We start from the raw sequence: 23,713 nt of genomic DNA on the forward strand, positions 1-23,713 counted from the left end.
ACTGCATCAAGCCTGGATACAAAGCGGCCAAGTGGCGACAGCAAGTACTGCCAGATAGAAACTTGGTGACAGCTTTCTCCCGGAAGATTCGCAACCGGCCCTATGCTTGCGGGCCGTGAACTATCTAGAACTGCTTTTCCCCGATTTCGCGCTCATCGTGCTGGGCTATGTGCTGTGCCGCTTCACGCCCATCAATCGCAGCGTCTGGCAACCTGTGGAGCAGCTCGTCTACTACCTGCTGTTTCCGGTGCTGCTGTTTCACTCCATCACGCGCAACCCCATCCAATGGGGCGAGGCCAGCCAGTTGCTGGCCGCTGGCGTGCTGGGAGGCCTGCTGGGAATTGCGCTGACCTACAGCCTGCCGCACCTGCCGTTTCTGGGGCGACGCATCGATGCCCGCGGCTTTGCGGGTGCGGCGCAGGTGGCGTTTCGCTTCAACTCGTTCATCGCACTGGCGCTGGTTTCACGCCTGGCAGGGCCCGACGGGCTGCTCTATGTCTCGGTGCTGATCGGCGTGTCCGTGCCGCTGTTCAATGTGGCCGCGGTCTGGCCCATGGTGCGCGGCAGCGGCCAGCATTTTGTCGGGCATCTGCTGCGCAACCCGCTGATCATCGCCACCGTCAGCGCACTGTTGTTCAATGCCGCCGGACTGAAGATTCCAGCACTGCTGGAAGCACCCGTGGCCCGTATCGGCGCAGCCTCGATTGCCCTGGGCCTGATGGCCGCCGGCGCCGGCCTCAAGCTCAGCGCCCTGACCAGCAACAAGCTGCTGGCAGGCGAGCTGCTGCTGATACGCCATGCCATCCAGCCGCTGATCGCCTTTGCCATGGTGCGGCTGTTCCAGCTGAACCTGCCGCAGGCGATTGCGCTGATGGCATTCTCCAGCCTGCCCACGGCCTCCTCCTGCTATGTACTGGCCGTGCGCATGGGCTATGAAGGCTCGTTTGTGGCCAGCCTGATTTCACTGTCCACCATGCTGGGCGTGCTCAGCCTGCCCTTCGGGCTCTGGCTGATCGGAATCTGAATTTGATAGCTTCCAGCACTGATGGAGTAAGCGTCTCAGACCGATTTCACTAAACTTCAGGCACGCTGGGCGAGCGCCCAGGCCACATGTTCGGCCACCACGGGATCGGAATCGGCGGCCCGGCTTTGCAGCGCGGCACGGAGTGCAGGGTTGCCGGTTTCGCGCCAGGCATTGCCCAGAGCAACCGCCACATTGCGCAGCCAGCGCGCATGTCCAATGCGGCGAATCGGGCTGCCCTCGGTCACCCGCAAAAACGTGGCTTCATCCCAGGCAAAGAAATGCACCAGCTGCGTGCCCGCCAGCCCGGCGCGGGCATCAAAGTCGGGCAAGACGCTGGGATGGGCAAACTTGTTCCAGGGACAGGCCAGCTGACAGTCATCGCAGCCATAGATGCGGTTGGCCATCAAGGGACGCAGTTCCTCGGGAATGCTGCCCGCATGTTCGATGGTCAGATAGGAGATGCAGCGCCGCGCGTCGACCTTGTGCGGCGCGATGATGGCGCCCGTGGGGCAGGCATCCATGCATGAGGAGCAACTGCCGCAGTGCGCCGTGACTGGGGCCGTGGGTTCAAGCGCAAAGTCCACATAGATTTCGCCCAGAAAGAACATCGATCCGGCTTCGCGGCTCAGCACCAGGGTGTGCTTGCCGCGCCAGCCCTGCCCGCTGCGGCTGGCCAGTTCGGCCTCCAGCACTGGCGCTGAGTCGGTAAAGGCGCGGTGGCCGAACGGCCCCATTTCCTGCGCGATGCGCTCGGCCAGCTTCTGCAGGCGATTGCGCAGCACCTTGTGATAGTCGCGGCCTCTGGCGTAGAGGGAGACAATACCTTCATCGGGACGTTGGAGCCTGTCCCATTCCACGGCCTGCCAGCCCTCCCCGGTCTCGCGCGGCAGATAATCCATGCGCGCGGTGATCACGCTCACCGTGCCGGGAACTAATTCCGCAGGCCGGGCTCGTTTCAAACCATGGGCCTGCATGTAATGCATCTCGCCATGGAATCCCTGCGCCAACCATTGCAGCAAACCGGGCTCTGCCGAGGACAAATCCACGCCAGCCACGCCGATTTGGGAGAATCCCAGCTCGCGAGCCCAGGCTTGCATCAAAGGAACCAATTGACTGCTGCTCAACATACACCCCGAATTGTAGGAAGCGAGCCCACACCGGCGCTGGCGCAGCGCCAGATACTCTGGCAGAGCGAACAGGATACCGAGCGCTTCGCCCGGCAACTGGCCGCCCTGCCCGAGCTGCGCAACGCCTATGTGACCCTGCATGGCGACCTGGGTGCGGGCAAGACCACGCTGGTGCGCCACTGGTTGCGCGCCCTGGGCGTGCAGGGCCGCATCAAGAGCCCTACCTATGCGGTGGTGGAGCCGCACGAGGCCGGCGACCTCTCGATCTGGCACTTTGACTTCTACCGCTTCGACGATCCGCGTGAATGGGAAGATGCAGGTTTTCGTGACATTTTTGCCAGCGCCGGGCTCAAGCTGGCAGAATGGCCCGAAAAGGCTGCAGCGGTTACACCTGTTGCGGATATAGCTATCCATATCGAAGCAATTGACGATGTGCAACGGCAGGTGACGCTCAAGGCTGGCACCCCCGCAGGCTGCACCGTGCTTGAAGCATTGACGGCATGAGCAAAACAACTTTCTCCACGGCTTTTCCGGACCTGCCCCGGCTGGGTCTTTCCGGACCGGGTCTTTCCCGCCGCAATCTGCTGCAGGCAGGCAGCGTGGTTCTGCTGCTGGGCCGCCAGCACATTGCGCAGGGCGCGAGCATCGTGGCCGTGCGCGTCTGGCCCGCACCCGACTACTCGCGCGTCACGCTGGAATCCGATATTCCGTTGACGGCCAAGCCGGTCTTCGTGCCCAGCCCGCCGCGGCTGGCCGTCGATATCGAGGGCCTGGATCTGAACCCGGCGCTCAAGGAACTCGTGGCCAAAGTCCGCTCCGACGACCCCAATATCGCCAGCATCCGCGTCGGCCAGTTTGCACCCGGCGTGGTGCGTCTGGTGATCGACCTCAAGCAGGAAGCCAGGCCCCAGGTCTTCACGCTGGCCCCGATTGCGCCCTACAAACACCGACTGGTTCTGGATCTCTACCCCGCCAAGGCCGTGGATCCGCTGGAAGCCCTGATCAGCGAGCGCCTGCGTGACGCTGGCAGCTCGGCCGCCGCGCCAGCTGCGAACAATCCCGCCATCACGACACCGCCCCCGGTGGCGATTGCAACAGCCCCCCAGGCCGACCCTCTGGGTGACCTGATTGCCCAGCGCAACCAGCGCCCCAGCGCTCCTGCACCGGCTCCTGCGGTGATTGCACAGGCACCAGCGCCTGTGCCACCGGCTCCCGCGCCACGCCCGGCACCGGCTCCCAGGCCTGCACCCAATGTCGCCACCTCGCAAAGCACGGACCGCATCATCATCGTGGCGCTGGACCCCGGCCATGGCGGTGAAGACCCTGGTGCCACCGGGCCCAGCGGTCTGCGCGAGAAGGATGTGGTGCTCAAGGTCGCCCATCTGCTGCGCGAGCGCATCAACAACTCGCGCATCGGCGGCAGTCCCATGCGCGCCTTCATGACGCGCGATGCCGACTTCTTCGTGCCCCTGGCCACGCGTGTGGAAAAAGCCCGTCGCGTCCAAGCCGATCTGTTCATCAGCATCCATGCCGATGCCTTCACCACCCCTGCTGCGCGCGGTGCCAGCGTGTTTGCGCTCAGTGAAAGAGGCGCCTCGAGCACGGCCGCACGCTGGCTGGCGAACAAGGAGAATCAGGCCGACTTGGTAGGCGGCCTGAACGTGGGCGGACTGCAGGACCAGCATGTGCAGCGCATGCTGCTGGACATGAGCACCACCGCCCAGATCAAGGACAGCCTCAAACTGGGCACTTCGCTGCTGGGCGAAATCGGCGGCATGGCCAAGCTGCACAAGGCCCGCGTGGAGCAGGCCGGCTTTGCCGTGCTGAAGGCGCCCGACATCCCCAGCGTGCTGGTGGAAACCGCCTTCATCAGCAACCCCGAAGAGGAAGCCAAGCTGGCATCTGCCGCCTACCGCGAGCAACTGGCCGATGCGCTGATGACGGGCATCCGCAAGTATTTCGCCCACAACCCGCCGCTGGCACGCAGCCGATCCGTTTAAGTACGCACTCACACAAAACCGCCGCGCCCGCTGTCAGCCGGCAAGCCGGCTTGATGACAGTCGCCAAGCCTGAATGACACGGGCTTGGCCCTCTCTCCTACCTGAAAGCCGGGACAAAAGGTTCAAGATCAAGGCGTGTTCTTATGAAAGCTGGCCTGTTTGGCAGCTGTACAGGAGAGACCTCATGAAACTGCGAACTCTTGCCATCACCGTATCTACAGCCTTCACGCTTGCCATGGCTGGCTGCTCCACCTCGCCCACCAATGCCCAGATCGGCACCGGTGTCGGCGCCGTCGCCGGCGGCGTGGTCGGTGATGCACTGTTTGGTTCCACTTTGGGCACCGTAGGCGGCGCTGCAGCAGGCGCGCTGATCGGTAACGAGGTAGGTAAGCGCAAATAAGCGCCTCTATCCGATCCGGATGTCCAACGAAAAAGCCCCGGCATGCCGGGGCTTTTCATGGGCAGCGCTTTGGCGATCGATGCCAGATGCTGCCAAGCGCGCAAATCAGGCAGCCCTGGCCTTTTCGGCCTTGCCGGCGCGCCAGGCTCCGAAGATGGCGATCAGGCCCGGCACCAGGATCAGGCCCCAGATGATTTTCTCGAGATTGTTCTTCACCCACTCCATATTGCCGAAGAAGTAGCCTGCAGCGCTGATGCCCACCACCCACAGCACGGCACCCACGACGTTGAACAGGCTGAACTTGGCACGGCTCATATGGGCGACTCCGGCGACAAAGGGGGCAAAGGTGCGGATGAAGGGCATGAAGCGCGCCAGAATGATGGTCACGCCGCCATAGCGCTCATAGAAGTTGTGGGCCTGGTCGAAGGCCTTGCGGTTGAACCAGCGCGAATCCTCCCACTGGAACACCTTGGGCCCCAGGTAGCGGCCTATCGTGTAATTGCTCTGGTCGCCCAGGATGGCCGCTGCCAGCAACACGACCACCGCCAGCGGATAGCTCATATAGCCGGCACCGCACAGCGCACCCACGATGAACATCAGTGAGTCGCCGGGCAGAAAAGGCATGACCACCACACCGGTTTCGACAAACACGATGATGAACAGCAGGGCATACACCCAGGGCCCATAGGCCACAACAAAGGCTTCCAGATGCTTGTCGATATGCAGTATGAAGTCGATCAGAAACTGAATGATTTCCAAAACACGGTCCTCGAAAATGGATTGGCATACCGGCGTATGCCGGCCAGTAATGTACTGCGCCCCCAAAGCCCGCAGACGCTCCCACCCTTGCTGGAGCGCCATGTTTTTGAGAGCAAACTCACAGCTGCTTGCAGACTGCAACAAGAGCAGCCGGTTCAAGGTGGTTTGTTACAAGTTTTGATAAAACTAAACGTCAACAATACGTCAGCTTGCCAATTCTGCTGGCACAGTAGAGATGTGTCGCCGCAAGCCGTGCATTGCAAATCACGACATCGGCCCCTGGCCAGCAAAGTCCGAAGTCTCCAGCCTCCCTCGGCGCAGAGACCAGACCGCTTTCCATAACTAGCACGACGAGAGGAATACGAACATGAAGACATTCACCATGCGCTATGGCAAGGCCCTGACTCTGGCTGCCGCACTGACCGGCGCCCTGGCTCTGGGCGGCTGCGCTCACGGCCCCAGCCGTCAGCAAGTCGGTATCGGTGCTGGCGCCGTGGCCGGCGGTGCAGTGGGCAATGTGCTGTTTGGCGGCCCTGTCGGCACCATCGGCGGTGCTGCAGCCGGTGCTCTGATCGGTAACGAACTGACCAAGGGCGGCTACCGCCGCCGCTAAGCCCCGCGCCCGCCGCGGAACGAACAAAGAGCTGCCTGAGCGATGCCGGCAGCTCTCTGTATTTCAGCGTTCAAAAAACTCACTTCCTGGCCGGTTTGTGCGCCGGCCTAGAATGGTTGTCGTGAACGCATCCAGCCCCGAACTCTCCCCCTCCCCTACCGAAACCACCGACCAGGCTGCACCCATGCGCCGGCCGATTCGCGATCTGCCCGACGAGCTGATCAGCCAGATCGCTGCCGGCGAAGTGGTCGAACGCCCCGCCTCCGTAGTGCGCGAACTGGTGGACAACGCTCTGGACTCGGGCGCCGGCCAGATCACCGTGCGCCTGTTGGCCGGCGGTGTGCGCCTGATCGCGGTAGAAGACGACGGCTGCGGCATCCCGCGCGACGAGCTGCCCGTGGCCCTGCGCCGCCATGCCACCAGCAAGATCAGCGATCTGCACGATCTGGAAACCGTGGCCACCATGGGCTTTCGCGGCGAGGCACTGGCCGCCATTGCCTCCGTATCGGAAACCTCCATCTTCTCGCGCCCCGCAGGTCAGGACTCTGCCTATCTGCTGGACGCCCGCAGCGGCGAACTGCGCCCCGCCGCACGCAACCAGGGCACGACCGTGGAGGTCAAGGAGCTGTTCTTCTCCACGCCTGCGCGCCGCAAATTCCTCAAGACCGATGCCACCGAACTCGCGCATTGCATAGAGTCCGTGCGTCGCCATGCGCTGGCCCGCCCCGATGTGGGCTTTGCCATCTGGCATGAAGGCAAGCTGGTCGAGCAATGGCGCGCCGCCGGCAGCACGCCCGACGAAGCCTTGTCGCGCCGCCTGGCCGACGTGCTGAACGACAAGTTTGTCGACAACTCGGTGGCCGTCGATCACTGGGCCGGCCCCGTCCACGTCACGGGCCGCGCTGGCATTCCCGACGCGGCGCGCTCGCGTCCCGACCAGCAGTTCTGCTACGTTAACGGCCGATTTGTACGCGACAAGGTATTGACGCATGCGGCCCGCTCTGCTTACGAGGACGTGCTGCATGGCAACAAGCAACCGGTCTACGCGCTCTACATCGAAATCGACCCCGCGCGTGTGGACGTGAACGTGCATCCCACCAAGATCGAGGTGCGCTTTCGCGACAGCCGCGAAGTCCACCAGGCGGTGCGCCATGCGATCGAGAACGCGCTAGCCACGCCGCGCGCCGCAGCCGTGGTCGAGGCGGCGGCTCAGGAAGCCGCACGCCAGCCCGGCCTGATCGACGAGAGCACTGCCACGCCTGTCCCGGCCAAGCCCGCCGCAGCCCCGGCCTGGCCGCAAACCCGCATGAGCTTTGGCGAACCCGCCATCGGCAATCCCGTGCGCGATCTGGCCAAGCTCTGGGAGCCCATGCGCGAAGCCACTGCGGAAGCCGCACCCGCGCCCCAGATGGCGACTGCGTCGCGGACTCCGGCTCCAGCAAGTGCTGCAGCAGCGACACCTGAAGATGCAACGGGCGCGACAACGATCACCAACACCACGGCCATGCCAAGCCCCGTGCCTCAGCCCGAGGAAGAAGGCATCAGACTGCGCCCTTCGGGCCAGTCCAGCTACTTTCAGCGCAAAGCGCCTGCCCCCCAGATGCAGGAAGCGCCAGCCGCCACAGTGATCGTTGCCGCTGCGCAACCACCGGCGACAGCCAGGCCGACGGCAGAAGCCGCCGCCGTGCCCGCCGCTGCTGCTGCGCAGCAGCCCGCAACCGCTGCGGCTGACTCGGCCCCGGTCTGGCCGCTGGGCCGTGCCGTGGCCCAGTTGCACGGCGTCTATATCCTGGCCGAAAACAGCCAGGGCATGGTCATCGTGGACATGCATGCCGCCCATGAGCGCATCGTCTACGAGCAGCTCAAGAATGCCGTGAATACGGAAAATGGCGACCAGCAGATTCCCAGCCAGCCACTGTTGATTCCCGCCACCTTTGCCGCCACGCCCGAGGAAGTCGCCACGGCCGAGGCCCATGCCGAGACCTTGCTGACCCTGGGCATGGAAGTCTCGCCCTTCTCGCCCAAGACCCTGGCCGTGCGCGCCGTGCCGGCCACACTGGCACAAGGCGATGCCGTGGAGCTGGCGCGCAGCGTGCTGGCCGAACTGGCCCAGCATGACGCAACCACCGTGGTGCAGCGCGCGCGCAACGAGATTCTGGCCACCATGGCCTGCCATGGCGCAGTGCGCGCCAACCGCAAGCTCACGCTGGACGAGATGAATGCGCTGCTGCGTCAGATGGAGGTGACCGAGCGCTCCGACCAGTGCAATCACGGCCGTCCCACCTGGCGCCAGCTCAGCATGAAGGAGCTGGATGCGCTGTTTCTGCGCGGGCGCTGACGGCAGGCGGCAATGGCCGCTAAATAGCCGCTACATTGCCGTTATCGATCCAAACAGCGGGCCGAGAGATCAGTGAGCCCGCCTGCCATCCGCCGTCATGAACCCCAGCCCCTCCAACCCGGACCATTCCTTCATCGCCCGCGTGCGTGCGGCCCTGCCGCAGCTGCCGCCGTCGGAGCGGCGGCTGGCGGAATTCCTGCTGGACTTCCCCGGCAATCTGTCGAGCTACGCGGCCGCCGAGATGGCCAAGCTCACGGGGGTATCGAATGCCACGGTCACGCGTTTCATACAGCGGCTGGGCTATGAAGGCTACGAGGACGCGCGCCGCCATGCCCGCGCGCAGGGCGACAATGGCTCGCCGCTGTTTCTGGCCGCCGCATCGGCCCAGGGCAAGCCCACGGCGGATGTGATTGCCACGCATCTGCGCCAGGCCTCGGAGAATCTGGCCATCACCATCGGACAGATCTCGGCACAGCAGTTGGAGGACATCGCCACGGCCCTGATCGGCGCCCGACAGCTGTTCTTCGTGGGCTATCGCCAGAACCGCAACTTTGCGGCCTATCTGCGCTGGCAGCTGCTGCAGGCACTCGAGATGCCCAGCCAGGTCATTCCCGGCACCGGCGAGACCCTGGGCGAATATGCGGCCCAGATCGGCGCCCAGGATGTGGTAGTGATCTTTGCCCTGCGTCGCAGCGTGCGCGTGGTCAGCGAGTTCGCGCGCCAGGCCAGGCTGCTGGGCGCACGCCTGATCTGCATCACCGACCATGCCAGCCCGGCCCCCGAGGCAGACTGGCTGCTGCGCGTGCAGACCTCGGCGCCGGGACCGCTGGACAATCACACGGCGCTTTTCATGCTCTGCCACCTGATTGCCACGGCCACCTTGCAGCAAAGCGGGCAGCCGGGGCGCAGACATATGGCGGCCATCGAGACCAGCCACGATGCGCTGGACGAGATGCTATGAAATCAAAAGCTTGCTGCGCTTGTTATTCATAGATTTCAGATACTTTTCCATTTGAAAAATATGACTAACTGGCGGTAGAAGCTCTTTAATCAATAGCATCCAACCATACCCAATAGCATTCAGTGGGTGACGGCGAGCGCCAGGCCCGCCAGCGCCGCCTGCACTGCGGCCACCACCGGCGACAGCACCGGCACCTGAAAACGCGGCGCCAGCCACAGCGCGGCTTCGGACAGCGGGCCGCCGCCGATCACCACGGCCTGCGCGCCATCGCTTTGCACGCATTGGGCCACGGCATCACCCAGGCGTTCGCACTGCAGGGCCGGGTCTGCAGCTAAGGCCAGCGGCTCGCCCACAGCAATGCGAGTGCCGCAGAACCAGGGCGTCAGACCCAGCGCCGCAACCGAGGCCGCAATCGAAGCCTCCAGCCCCGGCGTGGTCGTCGCAATGCCAAAGCGACGCGGGCGGCCCTGCTCATCCCGTGCTGCCTGCAGCATGGCGGCTTCGCCGATACCAAGGGCGGCAACCCGCTCCGGCAGGGCCGCGCGCAGCAACTCCAATCCGGGATTGCCGAACGCGGCCACGATGATGGCCCGGCCGGCCTGGCCGTCATCGCCCTGGGCAAAGGCCAGGCCCAGACGCAGCACCTCCTGCTCGGCGATCTTCAGCCCCGTCTCGTCGGTAATCATGGCCGCGCCCCGTCCGGCCGTCGCGCCGTGCAGCAGTACGCCGGGCGGCAGACAGGCCCGTGCCTGCCTGAGCATCAGCGCCGTGGTCTGCTGCGAGGTATTGGGGTTGATCAGCAGAATATGCATGCCAGCCTTCATGCCGTGCGCTCCTGGCCAGCAGCGACCACACCTGCAGCAGCGACAGACTCCTTCTCGGCATGGGATTCGCCGCCGGCACCTTCCTCGATGGAGCGGCCAAAGGTCTCGGGGGCAAACTGCACGGCAATCGCAAAGATGAAATACATGGCCGCGATCATGCCGAACATTCCCGAGACGCCGTGCAGATCGAACATCTTGCCCGCCAGCACCTGGGACATGGCTCCGCCGATCGTGCCCAGGGCCAGCAGGAAGGAGGTGCCCAGCGCACGAATGCGCGTGGGGTACAGCTCAGGCGCAAAGATCCAGATGGAGGTGTTGAGCGTCAGCACGCAGAACTGGAACAGCGCACCGCAGACCAGGATCATGGCCACGCTATCGGTGAAATTGCCGAACGCCAGGCCCGCCAGACAGGCTGCCATCGCCCCTACCGTCAGCACCCGTTTGCGCGGGAAGTAATAGCCCATGGTCGATGCCGCGATCGCGCCGGCCAGGCTGCCCATCTGCATGACGATGGTGAAGCTGAAGCTCTTGGTGATGGAGTAACCCTGGGCGACCAGAATCGTCGGCATCAGCGTGAGCACCGAGAGCTGCGCGCCAAACGTCATCCACGAAGCCACACCCACGGCAATCGTGCGCCGCGCATAGCCGCCCCTGAAGATGTCGGCGAAGGAACTGCGCTGTACGGTCTGCGCGGCAGAAGTCTGCGCCTGCGCACTGCCTGGCTGATGAACTCGCGCAGCTCGTACTGCGCATTGGCCAGCTTGCCCGCCGCCAGCATGCTCAGCACCTGATTGGCTTCCTCGACCCGCCCCTTGGAGAGCAGAAAGCGCGGCGTCTCCGGCACGAAGCGGCGGTAGAACACAATGAAGATGGCCGGCATGACCAGACAGCCGAACAGCCAGCGCCAGGAATCATCGCCCGGGAACAGCGTGAACACGCCCAGCGCGAAGGCCGGCGCCAGCATATTGCCCAGACCGCCGCCGCCCACATTGATGAGACCGACTGCCGTGCCGCGAAAGCGGGCCGAGCAGAACTCGGCCAGCATGGTCACGGCCGTGGTGATTTCACCGCCCAGACCAAAGCCCACGATGGCTCGCGCCACGGCGAGGAAAGCGTAGTCGGGCGCCAGTGCGCAACCGACGGCCCCCAGCGTGAACAGCGCCAGGTTCACATTGAGCATGAAGCGCCGTCCCATGCGGTCGGCCAGGTAGCCCGACAGCAGGCGCCCCATGGCGGCGGCAAAGAAGGTGATGGTGTTGAGAAAGGCAATGTCCGTCGCGTCCAGCCCCCATTGCTGCCGCAGCAAGGGGCCGACCAGGCCGACTGCATTCTGTTCGAACACATCGAAGAGCACGCCGCAGACCACCAGAAAGATGATGCTTTTGTGCGAGCGCGTCACGCCGATCTGGTTGAGCGCGTTTTCCAGCTGTTGCATCTGAGCCGCACTGGCCTTGCCTGACGCCGAGGGCGTCACGGGAATCTCAGCTGCCATATCCACCTCCTCTTGCTTGAAGGCTGGCCTGGCGCCGGGCCGGCAAGCCGATTGAAATTAAGTTTTCTTATTAAATAATATGAAATTTCAATTTCAAATCCAGATTTACCCAGGCCCTGAATCTGGCTGCGCAGTCCATCTGCTCAGTCGTACGGCCGGGATCATGAAAATCAGTTTTCACAATTGCAGATTTCGTGCCAAAAATCACATGCACCATGATGGTGCTAGCACAGATAAGACATTGCGGGCGGATGAAGTCGGACGTTCCGAAACAAAAACGCTTGTGCGACAAGCCGCAAAAATGTTTTTACGACACCAGAATGAAAAATCCTTTACTTCAAATGCACCATCCAAGTGCCTGAAAACTAAGAACAAATGCGGCAGAAATGTTCCAAATTCGGGCATTGACGCACCAGAATTGCGCTTTCATGCACCGAATCCATGCATGACTGCATAACTTTTTGGCATAATTTTGGTTTCGCGAGTTTCAGCGCATTCCTCTGTCCCTGTCAGAAAGTTCTCTATGAAGTACGAGTCCGTAGGCCAATTCCTGGAAGAAGTGGCACAACGCAACCCCGGTCAGCCCGAGTTCCTGCAAGCCGTCACCGAAGTGATGGAAAGCCTGTGGCCCTTCATCGAGAAGAATCCCAAGTACGCCGAGCACGCCCTGCTGGAGCGTCTGGTCGAGCCCGAGCGCATCATCCAGTTCCGCGTGAGCTGGACTGACGACAAGGGCCAGGTGCAGGTGAACCGCGGCTTCCGCATCCAGCACAGCATGGCCATCGGCCCCTTCAAGGGCGGTCTGCGCTTCCACCCATCGGTCAACCAGTCCGTGCTGAAGTTCCTGGCTTTCGAGCAGACCTTCAAGAACGCACTGACCACTCTGCCCATGGGCGGCGGCAAGGGCGGCTCGGACTTCGACCCCAAGGGCAAGAGCCCTGCCGAAGTCATGCGCTTCTGCCAGGCTTTCGTGTCCGAGCTGTTCCGCCACGTGGGTCCCGACACCGATGTGCCCGCAGGCGACATCGGCGTGGGCGGCCGTGAAGTGGGCTATATGGCCGGCATGTACAAGAAGCTGTCGAACACTGCAGCTTCCGTGTTCACGGGCAAGGGCCTGTCCTTCGGCGGCTCGCTGATTCGTCCCGAAGCCACTGGCTACGGCACCGTGTACTTCGCCCGTGAAATGCTGGCCACTCGCGGCCAGTCCTTTGAAGGCAAGACCGTGTCCGTGTCCGGTTCGGGCAACGTGGCTCAGTACGCCGTGGAAAAGGCCATGGAGCTGGGCGCCAAGGTCGTGACCGTGTCCGACTCCTCGGGCACCGTGTACGACGCCGCCGGTTTCACCACCGAAAAGCTGGCCATCCTGATGGATGTGAAGAACCACAAGTACGGCCGCGTCAGCGACTACGCCAAGCTGGTTTCCGGCGTGGAATTCCTGGCCGGCAAGAGCCCCTGGTCCATCAAGGTGGACGTGGCCCTGCCTTGCGCCACCCAGAACGAGCTGGACGAGGCCGATGCCAAGACCCTGATCGCCAACGGCGTGCTGTGCGTGGCTGAAGGCGCCAACATGCCCTCCACCAACGAAGCCGCCCGCGCCTTCGAAGCTGCGGGCGTGCTGTACGCACCCGGCAAGGCATCCAACGCGGGTGGCGTGGCCACTTCGGGTCTGGAAATGTCGCAAAACTCGGCCCGCCTGTCCTGGCCTGCCGAAGAAGTGGATGCACGTCTGCTGCAAATCATGCAAAGCATCCACGCTGCTTGCGTGAAGCACGGCAAGCGCGAAGACGGCACCATCAGCTACATCGACGGCGCCAACATCGCCGGCTTTGTGAAGGTGGCCGACGCCATGCTGGCACAAGGCGTGATCTAAGCGCCAAGCGCTCAGCAATCGCAAGAAAGGCCCTTCGGGGCCTTTTTTCATGCCCTGGCGGTGAAACGACGGCTTGAACGCCTTGCGTGCACAGCGCTCTAGGTCCTCGCGCCCAGTCCCATCCAGCGTACCAAGAGCTTTTCGACCTCCAGCAACAGCAGCAGGACAACCCCCAGCCCTATCGCCAGCAGTCCGGCCGCCAGGTCGACAGGACGGCTATCGAACAGCGCCTGCATGGGCGAGGTATAGGTGAACAGCAGTTGCACCAGGGTGACACCGGCCACGCCCAGCAGCACTGCCGGGGTGCCCAGGACGCCACGCAGGCTCAGCGAGGTTCCTTGCGTGTAGCGCACACTGAACAGATAGAAGATCTCCATGATCACCAGCGCATTGACCACGATGGTGCGAGCCAGCTCGACCGAGTCGCCACGGCGCAGCGACCACTCGAACATGCCGAAGCAGCCCAAGGCAAACAGCACCGAGACCAGGGCGACGCGCCACAGCAGATAGGGCTGCAGCAGTTGCTCGTCGGGCGAGCGCGGCTTGCGCTGCATCAGGGTGGGCTCGGGTGGCTCGAAGGCCAGCGTCAGACCCAGGGCCACGGCAGTGACCAGATTGACCCAGAGAATCTGCACCGGAGTGACGGGCAGGGACAGGCCCAGCAGAATCGCCACGACGATGACGATCGCCTGGCCGCCATTGGTCGGCAGGGTCCAGGCAATGACCTTGCGCAGGTTTTCGTAGACGGTGCGCCCTTCCTTGACGGCGGCGACGATGGTGGCGAAGTTGTCGTCGGCCAGCACCATGCCTGCGGCCTCCTTGGCGGCAGCCGTGCCGGTAATGCCCATGGCCACGCCGATGTCGGCCCGCTTGAGCGCCGGTGCGTCGTTGACCCCATCCCCGGTCATAGCGATGACGCTGCGATCGGCCTGCAGGGCCTGCACCAGGCGCAGCTTGTGCTCGGGGCTGGTGCGGGCAAATACCGTCGAGGCACGGGCCACATCAATCAGCTGGGCATCGTTGAGTCCGTCCAGCTCATGGCCCGAGGTGACGCGTATGGTGTCGGCCAGCGCCAGTTCCCGGGCAATGGCGGCGGCCGTGGCGGCGTGGTCGCCGGTAATCATCTTCACGGCAATGCCGGCGCTTCGGCATTCGCGCACGGCAGTCTTCGCCGAGTCGCGCGGCGGATCTATCATGCCCAGCACGCCAAGAAGGCTGAGGTCCTTGATGTCGGCCATGTCCACCCCGTCCTTGGCATCCTCGGGCGCGAAGCTGGCCAAACCCAGCACGCGATAGCCTTTGGCGGCCAGGGCATCGACCTGCTCCAGCCAGTAAGCGGTATCCAGCGCCTGCACGCCCTCGATGCCCTGCTGGTCTCGGCACATGGCCAGCACCTGCTCCGGAGCCCCTTTGACAAACACCACGGCAGCGGCAGCCAGCGGCCGGTGCAGCGTGGCCATATAGCGGTGAACGGCATCAAACGGCACCTCGTCGAGCCGATGCCAGTCCTGGCGCAGCTGATCGACATCCAGGCCGGCCCGTGCTGCCAGCGTCACCAGAGCCCCCTCCATGGGGTCGCCCTCGACCGCCCAGACCTTGCCTTCGGCATGCCTCACATGGGCGTCGTTGCAAAGTGCCGCGCCTGTGGCGAAGTGCAGCAACTGCGGATGCAGTGCAGGATCAATCTCCTCGCCCGCCAGGGTGAAACGCCCCTGGGGAGCATAACCTTCGCCCTCTATATCGAAGCTGGCCCCGGGCAGCACCACGGCACGCACGCTCATTTCATTGCGCGTCAGAGTACCGGTCTTGTCGGAGCAGATGACGGAGACGGCGCCTAATGTCTCCACCGCCGGCAGATTGCGCACGATGGCATAGCGTGCGGCCATGCGCTGCACGCCAATGGCCAGCGCAATCGTCATGACCACGGGCAGGCCTTCGGGGATGGCAGATACGGCAATCCCCACCACGGCGATGAAGGCGTCTGCCGTGTCGTAGCCGCGCACCCATAGTGCGAAGCAGAACATCAGCGCGGACAGGCTCAATATGGTGATGGTGAGCTGGCGCGCGAAGCGGTCCATGAGCCGCGTCAGCGGGGTGGCCAGTGTCTGCACCGAGCCCAGCATGGTGCTGATCAGGCCCAGCTCGGTGCGCGGGCCGGTGGCCACCACCACACCCAGGCCCTGCCCGGCAGCCACCAGGGTGCCGGAATAGGCCATGGAGAAGCGGTCACCGAGAGCCGCATCGGCGGCCACCGGATCGACCGACTTGTCTACGGCGACCGATTCACCGGTCAGCATGGCTTCGTCCAGCTTCAGGCTGCTGGCGCGCAGCAGCCGCACATCGGCCGGGACGCGGTCGCCGGCTTCGAGCAGCACGCAGTCACCGGCGACCAGTTCCTCTGCAGGCACCGCCATGCGCAAGCCGTCGCGCAGCACATTGGCGCGGCTGGAAACCATGGCCTTCACAGCATCCAGCGCCTTTTCGGCGCGGCCTTCCTGCACGAATCCGAAGACCGCATTGATCAGCACCACTGCGAGGATCACCCCCGTATCGACCCAGTGCTGCAGCAGTGCCGTAACGACGGCCGAGCCCAGCAGGACATAGATCAGCAGATTGTTGAATTGCGACAGAAAGCGGGCCAGCATGCCGCGTGAAGCGGCGGCGGGCAAGGCATTGGGGCCCTGCTGCTGCAAGCGCTCGCGAGCCTGGCCAGAGCTCAGTCCGGAGGCAGTCGATTGCAATTGAGTGAGTACGGCATCGGTCGGCAACGCGTGCCAGGCGGCAACGCGGGTCTGTTCCTGCATCTGAGACTCCCTGACGATTCAACTGAAACGCTTGTGAGCCGGATCTGCGCCCGGTTGGCTTGACGCTTGCATGGTATGCGCTTGAAACGCTTTGCAACCGACTATATGCAGGATTTTCGATAGCTCGATGGCTGCCACCGACTGGTTCGCACCGCTTGTCAGCACAGCAGCAAGTTCTGATTCTCCGGCTGGCCTGAAGGGCTGCTCGGCTGCGGGCCAGCGCGTCGCCGCCCAGGCCAGCGGCCACAAATTCTGAAATTGCAGACCTCCGGGATCACGCTTTACGACACCGGGCACGAGCGGGAAATCATGCAAACCGCTGGTTTTCATGGATTCTTTCTCAGCAACTATTTCACGACAATTCATTTAATTTTGTTGAGCAATTCAGCATCAATCACCGAATCAACCTTAGCCACATCTCTGTGGAACCCCATGAATTCAGATCGCGCCTCTCTTTCCCGCCGCCTTTGCATCGCCTGTGCCATGAGCAGCCTGTTCACCGTCGCAGCGCAGGCACAGGATGCCTATCCCAGCAAGCCCATCCGCATCGTGATTGGCTATGCTCCGGGCGGCTCGGTCGATATGGTCGGCCGCGTGGTCGGGGACATACTGGCCAGGCAGTTGAACGCCACCGTCGTGGTGGAGAACGTGCCGGGTGCCGCGGGCGTGGTGGGAGCGCAGCGCGTGGTCTCGGCCAAGCCCGATGGCTACACCTTGCTGGCCGGCTCCAGCAACGAAATGGCGGGCACCAAATTTGTGAATGCAGCGCAAAAGTACGATCCGGCAACGGACCTGACTCCGGTGAGCCTGACCGCCATGGCCCCCAATCTGTGGGTGGCCGGAGCACATGTCCCCGCCAAGACCGTGGATGACTTCGTCAAGCTGGCCAAGGCCCATCCCGGCAAATACAGCTACGGCAGCCCCGGCATTGGCTCGACACCGCATTTCTCGGGCGAGCTGATCAAGAAGACTGCGGGTGTCTACCTCGTGCACATCCCCTACAAAGGCTCTCCTGCCATGACCAGCGATCTGGGCGGCGGGAATCTGGACTTCGCCATCCTCTCGCCCACGGCTGCAGCGCCGCTGGCGCAGTCAGGGAAGATCAGGATTCTGGGCGCCACCACCGCCACCCGCATCACAACGCTCAAGGAGATTCCAGCGCTTGCGGAACATCCCGCGCTCAAGGGCTATGCCCTGAGCGGCTGGTTCGCCCTGGCCGCCCCCAAGGGTCTGCCTCCGGAGGTGCTGACCAAGCTGCAAAAAGCGATACAGGCAGGTCTTGCCGACCCGGCCATCCGCCAGAAGCTGGAAGCTGCGGGAACCCCGCCTGCCAAGGGCAGCGAGAGTCTTGCCCAGGTGATGCGCACCGACATGGACAAATACGCCGAGCTGGTGAAGTTCGCGAAAATCAGCGCAGACAACTAAAGCGGCGGCCTGCGACGCCAGGCGCTTTCCTGCCCGAATGCTTTTGTGCAATGCCACCCTGGTTGGTTGTCGGCAGCCCTTCGACTAGGGCTGCCCCCATGGCATGGCCGCACCCCTTCCCGGTACAAGTGACAGGTTTCACCACTTGTCTCCGTCAAAAACCTTGGGGGTTAATTTCATGTCCTTGATTCGCCGCGCCAGCTTTTCCAGCCTGCTTTGCAGCAGCGCCTTCATGCTGTTCAGCCAGAGCGCCCTGGCCCAGGCGGGTATGGCCCAGGCGGGTATGCCCCAGCCGAGTGCGGCCCAGCCGGGTGCGGCCCAACCGAGTACGGCCCAAACCGGAGGCCTGTCCCGGACCATGGTCGGCAAGGCCGATGTTTCGGTACCGGGCCGCGAAGCCGTGGTGGCCAAGGTGGAGGTCGCCCCCGGCTCGCGCGCGGGCCGCCATACCCACCCCGGCGACGAGATCAGCTATATCAGCGAGGGCGAGGTCGATCTGCTGATCGACGGCCAGCCGCCGCGCACGCTCAAGGCCGGAGAGAGCTTTGTCGTGCCGGCCGGCGTCATTCATGACGCGCACAACGCCAGCAATGGCACGGTCAAGCTGATTGGCGTGTATGTGGTGGAGAAGGGCAAGCCGCTGGCCACACCGGCCCCTTGAGCGTCAAACGACGGCGGCCGGCAACGGAGCGACACCGCACTTCCGGTCTCCGGCATGGCTAAAGCATTGGCTGCATGAGCGGGGTCACACCTGCATTATTGGACTGCCGCCGCCGAATCGGTCGCAGGTTCGGTGAATATGCATGCCGCCATGGCGAGCTCAGGCGGCAGGGCCCGATGCGGCTGGTCGGCGAGAAAGGCCTTCTGATAGCTGCAGCTGCGGCGTCAGACAGCCCGCTTCGATCCGATAACCTTGTCGGACCGGCCCACAGCAGATGCCAGAAAATCCGCATCCTGCGACAATTCGCCGCGCATGCGGCGCCGCTCTATTGCAGTGCCACGGCCCCGACCATCGCCGAGCAGCGGATCCGCTGCCGTGCATTGCTCCTGGCCAGTCGGCTCTCACACGGAGCCGCCTGCGTCGATACATTCATCGTCCATGGCTCTCGACCCCTTCACCCTGCTCGTCCTCACCTCGGCCATGGCTGCCGCCTCGGCGTTGTACCTGGCCGCCGAATGGAGCAGCGTACGCGAACGCTCGCTGCTGCTCTGGGGGGCGGGGTTTGCCATCATCGCCGTGGGCTGTGTGCTGGCACTGCTGCGTTCCCGTGACTATGTGCTGTTCGGCATCTGGTTTCCCAACGGCATGCTGATCGCGGCCCACTGGCTGTTCCTGGCAGGTGTCGCCGGATTCACACGCGCCAAGCTGCCGCGCGCCTGGTGGCTACTGGTCGTCGTCTGGCTGGCGATGCTGTTTCTACCCGAGGGGCCCTGGTGGTCCAGAGCGATGCTGGGCATCCAGTCGCTGCTCATCGCCATCATCACCTTGCGCGCCGGCCTGCTGCTGCGCCCGCAGGGCGGCGCACTGAGCGTGGGGGCAGCACAGCTGCGCTTCGTGCTGCTGGCACACGGACTGTTCTACCTCGCCAAGGCCGCCTCCCCCTTGGTTCTGGACACTTTTGTCAACCTGGCCGGTTTCCGCGGCACGGTCATTCTGGTGTCACTGGTGGAAGGCGCGATGGCGATCATGCTGCTCGCAATGTCCATGATCGGCACCGAGCGTCATCGCCGTGAAGAACGCATCGCACAGATCGCAGCCCGCGACCCGCTGACCGCGCTGGACAACCGTCGCGCACTCTATCTGCGCGCACCGCAGTTGCTGAAGCAGGCCTCGCCGACCAGTCCAGGCGCCCTGCTGCTGATAGACATAGACCACTTCAAGCAGGTCAACGACCTGCACGGGCACGACGCCGGCGACCGGCTGCTGGTGACCCTCGCCGACCTCATCCGCGGCGCGCTACCCCACGGCTCGCTGGCCGCCAGGCTGGGCGGGGACGAGTTCGTGATTCTGCTGCGCGGCATCTCGGGCGCCGCCGCGCAGGCGCTGGGTCGGGACTTGCGCGAGGCGTTCGCGCAGCAGGCACGCACGATGTTCGCGACACCGGAGCCGGTGTCCCTGAGCATAGGCGCCTCCTTGTTCGATCAGCCCGACATGGAGTTGTCGCACTGGCTCAAGCGGGCCGATGACGCGCTCTACGCATCGAAGCGCAAGGGACGGGACCGGATGGAGCTCACCCCCTTCTCAGCCGGACTGAGGCACTGATGCCTCCTGAGCCCGCCGGCCAGAAAAACAAAAGTCCGGCGGTGCACCAACGAAAGTGAAGTGACGCCAAAGGCCGCCGCCCGCTATTGCAAGCCTGGTGCTTTCCCGACTTTTGTACGATCTGCTCCATGAAGCACACCATTACCGCCTTGCTGCTGTCCGCAGCCAGCGCCTTGAGCCTTGCCGCGCCACCCGCACCTGCGGCGACTCAGGAGATCGAGCACCTGATCGGCCATCTCAAAAACTCGGGCTGCGAGTTCCAGCGCAACGGCAGCTGGCATGACAGCAACAAGGCCGCCGAGCATCTGCGCGGCAAATACGACTATCTGCTCAAAAAGGGCTGGGTGGAGACGGCCGAGGACTTCATTGCCCGCGCAGGCACGCAGAGCAGCATCAGCCAAAAACCCTATCTGGTGCGCTGCAGCGGCAAGGAGGCTGAATCCAGCGCCAGCTGGCTGCAGGCAGAACTCAAGCGCTACCGCAGCCGCCAATAGCGCTCAGCGGCTCGCCTCAGCACGCACGCTTAACGGCCGCATCGCACCAGCGCTGCGCCACCTGGGGCGAGGTGCTGCAGACGGCATCGTGCGTCACCGTGGTCACGGCGCGCTCCAGCAGCTGGATATCGGCTTCGTGCTGGCGTGCCACATGCGGGTCTTCGAAGAAGATGGCGCGGTGGCAGCGCTTTTCCAGCACCAGATCGGCAATCTGCGCATCGCCGCCCAGCGGCCCGCTGTTGTAGCGATCCACCCAGGGCTTGTCGGCAGGCCAGCCCTTGCTCCAGGCCATCTCGTTGAGCTTCTGACCCGTGGTGCCCGTGCCCACGCGGCGGCGGTAGCGGCTGAGCAGCTCGAAGTTGCGCGCAGCAAAGTCCAGCATGGTGGGCTTCATGGCATCGTGGGCGATCAGCGCCAGCGTCTGGTTCTCATAGTCGTGAAAGCGGTCGGCATTGCGGTCACGTGCCAGACCGGCGTGAATGCGCTCCATCTCGATCCAGTCGCGCGTGGAGGCGACCGTGGAAAGAAAAGGCTTGCCATGAATCACGCACTGGCGCTTCAAGGCCAGGGCTTCAGGGAAGATGGACGAGGGGTCCACCGGGTCCATCAGGTAGATGGCGCCATCGAGAGTGCGCTCGTCACCCTCCATGCCCACCACCTCGGCCACCAGCCTCATGAGACCGCCCTCGCGGCCATAGGGGTAGCGAACCAGGCCTCTGTAGCCCTGGAGCATGCTGGCCGCCGTGATGGCGTCATAGGTGCGGCCCACGGTATGAAAGCCCAGCTTGAGCTCGCGAATTCCGGCCTCGCAGGCGCGCAGCAAGGCAAACAGCGCGGCGTCCTCGGTTTGGTGGTGGAGTTTGTTGGCGGCAAGACCCAGGCAGATCGACATAGTGAACTAATCCTTCAAACAGGCTTCAAACGCTCGCAAACTCTGCGCAACCAGCTATGCATTTGCGGTTTGAAACACCCGCAAGAATATCGCCAATTCATGCACTCCAGATGACTGGGGCCGGGTCAGACAGCCATACTTGCACAGCACTTGACAGTCGCCCTCTTCCGCCGCACTCCTTTCATGCCCAAGACCCCACGCTTCTGCAACCCCCGCCGCCTCGCGGCAGCACTCGGTCTGGCCTTGCTGCTGGCGCTCGCAATCTGGGGCATGCGCGAGATTGATGCCCGGCAGCGGGTCTGGATTTTTCAGCCCAGCGACCGCAGCTGGCCCGGAGCCAACACGGCCGGCATGCAGGAGCAATGGATAGATTTTCGCAGCCGCGACGGCAGCGCCGCCAGACTGCACGCCCTCTGGATGCCATCCAGCGATGCACATGCCCCGCTGCTGCTGTTTCTGCATGGAGCGCGCTGGAATGTGACGGGCTCCTCGCCACGCATACGGCGCCTGCAGGCCATGGGCTTTTCGGTGCTGGCCGTGGACTACCGCGGCTTTGGCAAGAGCAGTCCGGCCCTGCCCTCGCAGGCCTCGGCCGCCGAAGATGCCCGCGCTGCCTGGGATTGGCTGGGCCGCAAGGCCGCAGGCAGGCCGCGCTATATCTTCGGCCACTCGCTGGGTGGCGCCGTCGCCATCGATCTAGCCGGCTCCGTCAAGGACGAAAGCGGGGTGCTGGTCGAGTCCACCTTCACCAGCATTCCCGATGTCTTCGACTCCATGCGCTGGGGCTGGCTGCCCGTGAACTGGTTGATCACGCAGCGCTTCAATTCGGTCGACAGGGTGGCGGACATCGGCTCGCCGCTGCTGGTCGTGCACGGCACGGCAGACCCGCTGATTCCGGCCCGGCTGGGCCAGCAGCTGTTCGATGCGGCGCGCGAACCCAAGCGCCTGATCCTGGTCGAGGGCGCCAGCCATCACAACACCCAGTCCAAGGCACTGGTGCAATATCGCCAGGCACTGCATGAGCTGTTCGGCCTGAATCCGCGCTGATCGACATCGCCACATACTGTCTCGTCAGCATACGGATCAATCGACAGGTTCTGCTAGTCTGTCTGGCCATGTCTGCTCCGCCTGCCCTGAACTCAGAACCAAATCGCGCTCAATCCCTTGATAATCAAGCGAAGAGTGCTCCTGAATCTGCAGTTTTCGTGATTCTCACGCTGGGGCTGCTGCTCGGTCTGCAGCCGCTGGCAACCGACCTCTATCTGCCTGCCCTGCCTCAGCTGCAGCAAGGCTTTGGCGCCCATGTCTCGCAGGCCCAACTGACACTGACCGGCTTTTTGCTGGCCTTTGGCTGCTCGCAGATTCTCTGGGGCCCGCTGTCTGACCGGCTGGGCCGCCGCCCGGTCTTGCTGCTTGGCATCAGCGGCTATGTGATCGCCGCTCTGGGCTGCGCCAGCGCACAGAGCATGGAAGCCTTGATTGCCTGGCGCAGCCTGCAAGGCGCAGCCCTGGGCGCCGGTGTGATGTGCGCGCGAGCGGTGGTCCGCGATCTCTATGCCCCGCATATGGGCGCGCAGGTCATGTCCAAGGCGCTGACGGGCCTGGGCGTGCTGGCTTTTCTGGCGCCCATCAGCGGCAGCTTGCTCGTGGGTTGGCTGGGCTGGCGCTCCACCATGCTGGCCCAGGCCTTCATGGGCTGTCTGGCCTGGCTGCTGGTGGTGCTGCGCTTCAGGGAATCGATTCCTCAGCGCAACCCGCAGGCGCTGCAAGCGGGCAATCTGCTGCGCACCTGGTCGCGCATTGTGCGCAACCCCATGTTCCAGGCCTACAACCTGCTGACCTGCTTCAGCTATGCAGGCCTGTTCACCAATCTGGCGGCCTCTTCGTTCACCTACATCAACGTGCTGCATATGGACCGTACGCAATACGGACTGATGCTGGGCGGCAACGCGCTGTGCTATATCGCTGGCACCTTTGCCTGCCGCCGTCTGCTGCGCAGCATGAGCGTGCGGCGCACCGTGGCCGTAGCGGGGGTGCTGTCGCTGACGGCAGGCTCCATCATGGGCCTGGCGGCCCTGGCCGATCTGCGCAGCATCTGGGCCTATGCCCTGCCCTTCTGTCTCTACCAGATTGCCCACGGCATACACATGCCCTGCGGACAAAGCAATGCCATCGCGCCTTTCCCCCAGGCTGCGGGTACGGCCTCGGCCATCAACGGCCTGGTGATGATGCTCATGGCGTTTGCCATGGGACATTGGCTGGGACTGAATCTGGATGCGGACTCCACCATGCCGCTGGCCTTCGGCATCTGGTTCTGGTCGGCCTGCACGGCCATCACGGCATGGACGCTGGTACAGCGTTTTGGCATCAGCAAATCATGATTTGAAATAAGATGTTTTGGTTATTTAAAAACCAATTTTTATTATT

21 protein-coding genes and 1 pseudogene are annotated in these 23,713 nt (G+C 63.7%); 15 read left to right on the plus strand and 7 right to left on the minus strand.

All coding sequences use genetic code 11. The features are described 5' to 3' along the window. Nucleotides 1–115: 115 nt before the first annotated feature. Nucleotides 116–1,024 carry an AEC family transporter gene (locus F3J24_RS10085; RefSeq protein ID WP_167005506.1) on the plus strand — a complete coding sequence of 303 codons (909 nt, stop codon included), beginning with the start codon at nucleotides 116–118 and terminating at the stop codon, nucleotides 1,022–1,024. A gap of 56 nt (nucleotides 1,025–1,080) precedes the next feature. Here F3J24_RS10085 and queG read toward each other — a convergent pair whose 3' ends face one another. After that, the gene (queG, locus tag F3J24_RS10090) at nucleotides 1,081–2,121 is read right to left on the minus strand and encodes a tRNA epoxyqueuosine(34) reductase QueG (protein ID WP_167005509.1); all 1,041 of its coding nucleotides are present in this window, start codon (nucleotides 2,119–2,121) and stop codon (nucleotides 1,081–1,083) included. Nucleotides 2,122–2,133: 12 nt separating this feature from the next. On the opposite strand from queG, the gene tsaE reads away from it, so the two are divergent. The 3 genes from tsaE to F3J24_RS10105 all read left to right on the plus strand — a co-directional run bounded on the left by tsaE (nucleotide 2,134) and on the right by F3J24_RS10105 (nucleotide 4,551). Beyond that, the gene (gene tsaE / locus F3J24_RS10095) at nucleotides 2,134–2,655 is read left to right on the plus strand and encodes a tRNA (adenosine(37)-N6)-threonylcarbamoyltransferase complex ATPase subunit type 1 TsaE (protein WP_087084744.1); all 522 of its coding nucleotides are present in this window, start codon (nucleotides 2,134–2,136) and stop codon (nucleotides 2,653–2,655) included. Continuing rightward, nucleotides 2,652–4,151, plus strand: coding sequence for an N-acetylmuramoyl-L-alanine amidase (locus F3J24_RS10100; protein WP_205244708.1), 1,500 nt, complete (start codon nucleotides 2,652–2,654; stop codon nucleotides 4,149–4,151). The genes tsaE and F3J24_RS10100 overlap by 4 nt, the downstream gene beginning before the upstream one ends. Before the next feature lie 184 nt (nucleotides 4,152–4,335). Then, a complete protein-coding gene (locus tag F3J24_RS10105) occupies nucleotides 4,336–4,551 on the plus strand; it encodes a glycine zipper 2TM domain-containing protein (RefSeq protein WP_167005512.1) in 216 nt (71 codons plus the stop codon). Nucleotides 4,552–4,656: 105 nt separating this feature from the next. Here F3J24_RS10105 and F3J24_RS10110 read toward each other — a convergent pair whose 3' ends face one another. Next, nucleotides 4,657–5,310, minus strand: a complete 654-nt coding sequence (locus F3J24_RS10110; protein ID WP_019043757.1) for a DedA family protein — start codon at nucleotides 5,308–5,310, stop codon at nucleotides 4,657–4,659. 367 nt (nucleotides 5,311–5,677) lie between these two features. Here F3J24_RS10110 and F3J24_RS10115 point away from each other — a divergent pair, with 367 nt between their 5' ends. The 3 genes from F3J24_RS10115 (at nucleotide 5,678) to F3J24_RS10125 (ending at nucleotide 9,222) form a co-directional block, all read left to right on the plus strand. Then, a complete protein-coding gene (locus F3J24_RS10115; protein WP_003057754.1) occupies nucleotides 5,678–5,923 on the plus strand; it encodes a hypothetical protein in 246 nt (81 codons plus the stop codon). Nucleotides 5,924–6,035: 112 nt separating this feature from the next. Beyond that, complete coding sequence (mutL, locus tag F3J24_RS10120; RefSeq protein ID WP_205244709.1) at nucleotides 6,036–8,261, plus strand: DNA mismatch repair endonuclease MutL; 2,226 nt, start codon at nucleotides 6,036–6,038, stop codon at nucleotides 8,259–8,261. A 97-nt stretch (nucleotides 8,262–8,358) separates the two neighbouring features. After that, nucleotides 8,359–9,222: a MurR/RpiR family transcriptional regulator gene (locus F3J24_RS10125; RefSeq protein ID WP_167005515.1), complete on the plus strand. Its 864-nt coding sequence runs from the start codon at nucleotides 8,359–8,361 to the stop codon at nucleotides 9,220–9,222. 119 nt (nucleotides 9,223–9,341) lie between these two features. Here F3J24_RS10125 and F3J24_RS10130 read toward each other — a convergent pair whose 3' ends face one another. Together F3J24_RS10130 and F3J24_RS25155 are read right to left on the minus strand one after the other, a co-directional pair. After that, complete coding sequence (locus tag F3J24_RS10130) at nucleotides 9,342–10,046, minus strand: aspartate/glutamate racemase family protein (protein ID WP_167005518.1); 705 nt, start codon at nucleotides 10,044–10,046, stop codon at nucleotides 9,342–9,344. Then, nucleotides 10,043–11,538 (minus strand): annotated as a pseudogene (locus tag F3J24_RS25155) (MFS transporter). Before F3J24_RS25155 ends, F3J24_RS10130 begins: the two are co-directional and overlap by 4 nt. Before the next feature lie 79 nt (nucleotides 11,539–11,617). Here F3J24_RS25155 and F3J24_RS10140 point away from each other — a divergent pair. Together F3J24_RS10140 and gdhA are read left to right on the plus strand one after the other, a co-directional pair. Then, the gene (locus tag F3J24_RS10140) at nucleotides 11,618–11,995 is read left to right on the plus strand and encodes a hypothetical protein (RefSeq protein ID WP_167005520.1); all 378 of its coding nucleotides are present in this window, start codon (nucleotides 11,618–11,620) and stop codon (nucleotides 11,993–11,995) included. A gap of 66 nt (nucleotides 11,996–12,061) precedes the next feature. Beyond that, on the plus strand, nucleotides 12,062–13,408 hold the full coding sequence (gene gdhA, locus F3J24_RS10145) for an NADP-specific glutamate dehydrogenase (RefSeq protein WP_003076433.1): 1,347 nt from the start codon (nucleotides 12,062–12,064) through the stop codon (nucleotides 13,406–13,408). 98 nt (nucleotides 13,409–13,506) lie between these two features. Here the strand turns inward: gdhA and F3J24_RS10150 are convergent, their stop codons facing one another. Together F3J24_RS10150 and F3J24_RS10155 are read right to left on the minus strand one after the other, a co-directional pair. Continuing rightward, on the minus strand, nucleotides 13,507–16,212 hold the full coding sequence (locus F3J24_RS10150) for an HAD-IC family P-type ATPase (protein WP_167005523.1): 2,706 nt from the start codon (nucleotides 16,210–16,212) through the stop codon (nucleotides 13,507–13,509). Between the two features lie 18 nt (nucleotides 16,213–16,230). After that, nucleotides 16,231–16,578 carry a hypothetical protein gene (locus tag F3J24_RS10155; RefSeq protein ID WP_167005525.1) on the minus strand — a complete coding sequence of 116 codons (348 nt, stop codon included), beginning with the start codon at nucleotides 16,576–16,578 and terminating at the stop codon, nucleotides 16,231–16,233. 66 nt (nucleotides 16,579–16,644) lie between these two features. Between F3J24_RS10155 and F3J24_RS10160 the strand changes: the two genes are divergently transcribed. From F3J24_RS10160 to F3J24_RS10175, 4 genes are all read left to right on the plus strand, one after another. After that, a complete protein-coding gene (locus F3J24_RS10160) occupies nucleotides 16,645–17,637 on the plus strand; it encodes a tripartite tricarboxylate transporter substrate binding protein (RefSeq protein WP_255498875.1) in 993 nt (330 codons plus the stop codon). 178 nt (nucleotides 17,638–17,815) lie between these two features. Further along, nucleotides 17,816–18,298, plus strand: coding sequence for a cupin domain-containing protein (locus F3J24_RS10165; protein ID WP_167005527.1), 483 nt, complete (start codon nucleotides 17,816–17,818; stop codon nucleotides 18,296–18,298). Nucleotides 18,299–18,736: 438 nt separating this feature from the next. Next, a complete protein-coding gene (locus F3J24_RS10170) occupies nucleotides 18,737–19,900 on the plus strand; it encodes a GGDEF domain-containing protein (protein ID WP_167006969.1) in 1,164 nt (387 codons plus the stop codon). A gap of 128 nt (nucleotides 19,901–20,028) precedes the next feature. After that, nucleotides 20,029–20,394 carry a DUF5329 domain-containing protein gene (locus F3J24_RS10175; RefSeq protein ID WP_167005529.1) on the plus strand — a complete coding sequence of 122 codons (366 nt, stop codon included), beginning with the start codon at nucleotides 20,029–20,031 and terminating at the stop codon, nucleotides 20,392–20,394. 16 nt (nucleotides 20,395–20,410) lie between these two features. Here F3J24_RS10175 and F3J24_RS10180 read toward each other — a convergent pair whose 3' ends face one another. Continuing rightward, nucleotides 20,411–21,286, minus strand: a complete 876-nt coding sequence (locus F3J24_RS10180; RefSeq protein ID WP_167005532.1) for a methylglyoxal synthase — start codon at nucleotides 21,284–21,286, stop codon at nucleotides 20,411–20,413. Nucleotides 21,287–21,469: 183 nt separating this feature from the next. Between F3J24_RS10180 and F3J24_RS10185 the strand changes: the two genes are divergently transcribed. Next, the gene (locus tag F3J24_RS10185) at nucleotides 21,470–22,333 is read left to right on the plus strand and encodes an alpha/beta hydrolase (protein ID WP_167005535.1); all 864 of its coding nucleotides are present in this window, start codon (nucleotides 21,470–21,472) and stop codon (nucleotides 22,331–22,333) included. A gap of 158 nt (nucleotides 22,334–22,491) precedes the next feature. Further along, a complete protein-coding gene (locus tag F3J24_RS10190; RefSeq protein WP_167005538.1) occupies nucleotides 22,492–23,667 on the plus strand; it encodes a multidrug effflux MFS transporter in 1,176 nt (391 codons plus the stop codon). Nucleotides 23,668–23,713 lie beyond the last annotated feature (46 nt).

The organism is Comamonas sp. Tr-654, assembly GCF_011752915.1.
Classification (GTDB): domain Bacteria; phylum Pseudomonadota; class Gammaproteobacteria; order Burkholderiales; family Burkholderiaceae_C; genus Comamonas.